The organism is Billgrantia bachuensis (assembly GCF_011742165.1).
GTDB classification, from domain to species: domain Bacteria; phylum Pseudomonadota; class Gammaproteobacteria; order Pseudomonadales; family Halomonadaceae; genus Halomonas; species Halomonas bachuensis.
Genome location: NZ_JAAQTO010000014.1, coordinates 1 through 3,204 on the forward strand (window position 1 = coordinate 1; position 3,204 = coordinate 3,204).

General features: G+C 65.3%; 5 protein-coding genes. All 5 read right to left on the minus strand.

What is annotated here, in order from left to right:
• Window positions 1–189: 189 nt before the first annotated feature.
• Genes ccmE through ccmA form a run of 5 tightly spaced genes read right to left on the minus strand, consistent with a single transcriptional unit; the run spans window position 190 to window position 3,045 of the window.
• Window positions 190–693 carry a cytochrome c maturation protein CcmE gene (ccmE, locus tag HBJ55_RS06390; RefSeq protein WP_167112232.1) on the minus strand — a complete coding sequence of 168 codons (504 nt, stop codon included), beginning with the start codon at window positions 691–693 and terminating at the stop codon, window positions 190–192.
• Window positions 683–922 (minus strand): heme exporter protein CcmD, encoded by a 240-nt coding sequence (gene ccmD, locus HBJ55_RS06395; protein ID WP_167112234.1) that lies wholly within the window; start codon window positions 920–922, stop codon window positions 683–685. Before ccmD ends, ccmE begins: the two co-directional genes overlap by 11 nt.
• The gene (locus HBJ55_RS06400) at window positions 922–1,662 is read right to left on the minus strand and encodes a heme ABC transporter permease (RefSeq protein ID WP_167112236.1); all 741 of its coding nucleotides are present in this window, start codon (window positions 1,660–1,662) and stop codon (window positions 922–924) included. Before HBJ55_RS06400 ends, ccmD begins: the two co-directional genes overlap by 1 nt.
• A gap of 14 nt (window positions 1,663–1,676) precedes the next feature.
• Window positions 1,677–2,414, minus strand: a complete 738-nt coding sequence (ccmB, locus tag HBJ55_RS06405) for a heme exporter protein CcmB (RefSeq protein WP_167112238.1) — start codon at window positions 2,412–2,414, stop codon at window positions 1,677–1,679.
• Entirely contained in the window at window positions 2,401–3,045 is a 645-nt protein-coding gene (ccmA, locus tag HBJ55_RS06410; protein ID WP_167112241.1) for a cytochrome c biogenesis heme-transporting ATPase CcmA, read from the minus strand. The genes ccmB and ccmA overlap by 14 nt, the downstream gene beginning before the upstream one ends.
• Between the last annotated feature and the right edge of the window lie 159 nt (window positions 3,046–3,204).

Here is a 3,204-nt window from a genome sequence, read left to right on the forward strand (position 1 = left end):
CAGGTAGGCGATGACCACGAACAGGAACTGACCGGCGGCCATGGGACGGGCATAGGCCATCCACAGCGGCCGGCGCAGCGCGGCGCCGGCCAGCGGCATGACGCCCTGCACCGCCGCCATCAGCATGGCGACGACCAGGGCGAAATGGCCGATTTCAGGGATCAAGCGAATGAACATGACGTCTCCGGATCAATTCTGGCTCGCGCCGTCCCGCGCCTCGATTCGCTCGGCTACCTCGGCGGCCTTGGCCTGGTAGTCGGCGGGAGAGTAGCCGGCCGCTTCGAGCGCCTCGGACACCTCGGGGGGCATGTAGTTCTCGTCGTGGCGCGCCAGTACCTGGTCGGCCTTGATGTAGCCGTCGCGCTGCAGTTGACCGACCACCACCACGCCCTGCCCTTCACGGAACAGATCGGGAAGGATGCCACTGTAATGCACGCGCACGTCCTCGACATAGTCGGTCACGGTGAACTCGACATCGAGGCTGTCGGGGTTACGCCGTACGCTGCCCTCCTTGACCATGCCGCCGGCACGCAATTGACGTTCGAACGGTGCGTCTCCGGCAACGATCTGAATCGGGCTGAAGAACAGATTGATGTTGGCCCGCAGCGCATAGAGCGTCAGCCCCACGGCGATCGCCGCGAGGGATACCAGGCCCAGGGCCATGAACAGCTTCTGTTTACGTTTAGGCCTCATTGGTGCTTCTACCCCTGCTAGTTTGAATCGGTTGCGCCCCGGCGTTGCGACCGGCCTGATGGGCTTCGCGGCGCACGCGACGACGCAGCTGGCGCAGCACCTGGCGGCGCTCGAAGCGAGCGTGGAGCACGGCACCCAGCAGCAGCACGGCGGTCAGGCCCCAGGCCGACCAGACGTAAGTGGCGTGCCCGCCCATGGCGAGAAATTCCCGGAAGGTATCGAATGCCATCAGTTCGCCTCCTCGGCCAGCTCACGCACCCAGCGCTTGCTGGATTCGCGGCGCAGGATCTCGCTGCGCGTACGCATCAGGGTCAGGGCGATGAAGAAGCTGTAGAAGCCCAGCACCATGATCAGCAGCGGCAGCCACATCTCCATCGGCATGGCGGCACGCCCGGTGACGGTGAAGGTGGCGGGCTGGTGCAGGGTGTACCACCAGTCCACTGAATACTTGATGATGGGAATGTTGATGACCCCGACCATGGCCAGCACCGAGGCGGCGCGCGAGGCGCTGTCGCGGCTGGCGAAGGCGCCGCGCAGGGCGATGACGCCGAGGTAGAGGAACAGCAGGATCAGCATCGAAGTCAGGCGTGCGTCCCACATCCACCAGGTGCCCCAGGTAGGCACACCCCAGACCGCACCGGAAAACAGCGCGACGAAGGTCATGGCAGCGCCAAGCGGTGCCATCACGGTGGCCGCCATGTCGGCGATCTTGATCTTCCATACCATGAACACCAGGCCCGTTACCGCCAGCGAGACGAAGATCGACTGGGCCAGGAAGGCGGCCGGCACGTGCACGTAGATGATGCGAAAGCTGTTGCCCTGCTGGTAGTCGGCCGGGGCAAAGGCCAGCCCCCAGATGGTGCCGGTCACGATCAGGATCAGCGCCGCCGCCCAGAACCAGGGCTGCAGGCGTGCACTGATGGCGTAGAACCACTTGGGGGAACGCAGCTTGTTAATGAAGGCCCACATGCCTCGTCAACCTCTCAACCATTGATGCTGATGCGCAGCGATGCCGCGATTGCCAGCGGCGCCAGGATCAGGGCCAGCGCCAGCAGCGCGCCGAGAATCGCCAGATGCGCCAGTACGCCATCGCCGTAGATGGCCGCCTGGACGGCCCCGGCGCCGAAGATCAGCACCGGGATGTAAAGGGGAAGCACCAGCAGCGACAGCAGCACGCCGCCACGCGAGAGCCCCACCGTCAGCGCCGCTCCGATGGCACCAATCAGGCTGAGACTGGCACTGCCCAGTGCCAGTGAGACGCCCAATATCACATAGCTACCCGCCGGCAACGCCAGCATGATCCCCAGCACGGGGGCCATCAGCGCCAGGGGCAGGCCGGTGAGCAGCCAGTGCACCGCCACCTTGGCCAGGGCCAGCAGCGCCAGTGGCTGCGGTGTCAGCAGTAATTGCTCCAGCGAGCCATCGTCGTAATCGGCTCGGAACAGGCTATCCAGCGATAGCAGGGCCGCCAGCAGGGCCGCCACCCACAGCAGACCGGGGGCGATGGCCGCCAGTAACGCGGGATCGGGGGAAATACCGATCGGAAACAGGGTAATGACGATGGCGAAGAACACCAGGGGGTTCAGCACTTCGCTGCGGCGGCGCAGCAACAATACCAGGTCCCGCTTCAACGTTGCCCACACTGCGACAGCGAGACCGCCGCGAGGTTCCTCGCGAGCCACCTCGACCTCCTCGCTCAGCGAGCCTTCAGATGCCGGCATCACCCTCTCCCCCGCCGAGGCGAACGCGGCGCAGTTCGGCACACGGCGTCAGCTCGTGATGGGTGGTGACCAGCACACAGCCGCCATCGCGTGCATGCTCGACCAGGCGCCGCTCCAGCGCCGCGACACCGTCGCGGTCGATGGCGGTGAAGGGCTCGTCGAGCACCCACAGCGGACGCGGCGTGAGCACCAGCCTGGCCAACGCCACGCGACGCTGCTGCCCGGCGGAGAGTTGTCCTGCCGGCACGTCTTCGAAGCCGACCAGGCCGACCTCTTCCAACGCACTGAAGCGTGCCGCCTCGCCACCCGACTGACCGGCCAGCGCCTGGTACCAGGCCAGGTTCTCCAGTGGCGTGAGGGCGGCCTTGACCCCGGGCGCATGGCCCATATAGAGCAGGCTCGCGAGAAAGGAATCGCGCGCCTTGCGCATCGGCCGCTCATCCCAGAACAATTCGCCCTCGTAATCGGCCAGCTGGCCGGAGAGGATCTTCAGCAGAGTGGTCTTGCCACTGCCGTTGGGGCCTTCCACACGCACGATCTCGCCCGCACGAATATCCAGATCCAACCCCCGGAACAGCCAGCGGTCGTCACGTTCGCAGGCCAGGCTTTGCGCTTGCAGACGCAGGCTCAACGGCACTCTCCAGTAAGGCTGAATTCGACGGAAATGCTACACGGAAAGGCTTGTAGCCGCTAGCGATCCGGGTGCGTCACGGCGCCACCCTTGCCACAGGCCAAGACGAAGATACATCAGCAAAACTTGCCACTCGCCGTTCGCTTGGTATGATGCAAG

What these genes read in the sequence shown, in the direction of transcription:
- ccmE (WP_167112232.1), bottom strand. Translation starts at nt 693, where the DNA reads ATGAGGCCTAAACGTAAACAGAAGCTGTTCATGGCCCTGGGCCTGGTA.
- ccmD (WP_167112234.1), bottom strand. Translation starts at nt 922, where the DNA reads ATGGCATTCGATACCTTCCGGGAATTTCTCGCCATGGGCGGGCACGCC.
- HBJ55_RS06400 (WP_167112236.1), bottom strand. Translation starts at nt 1,662, where the DNA reads ATGTGGGCCTTCATTAACAAGCTGCGTTCCCCCAAGTGGTTCTACGCC.
- ccmB (WP_167112238.1), bottom strand. Translation starts at nt 2,414, where the DNA reads ATGCCGGCATCTGAAGGCTCGCTGAGCGAGGAGGTCGAGGTGGCTCGC.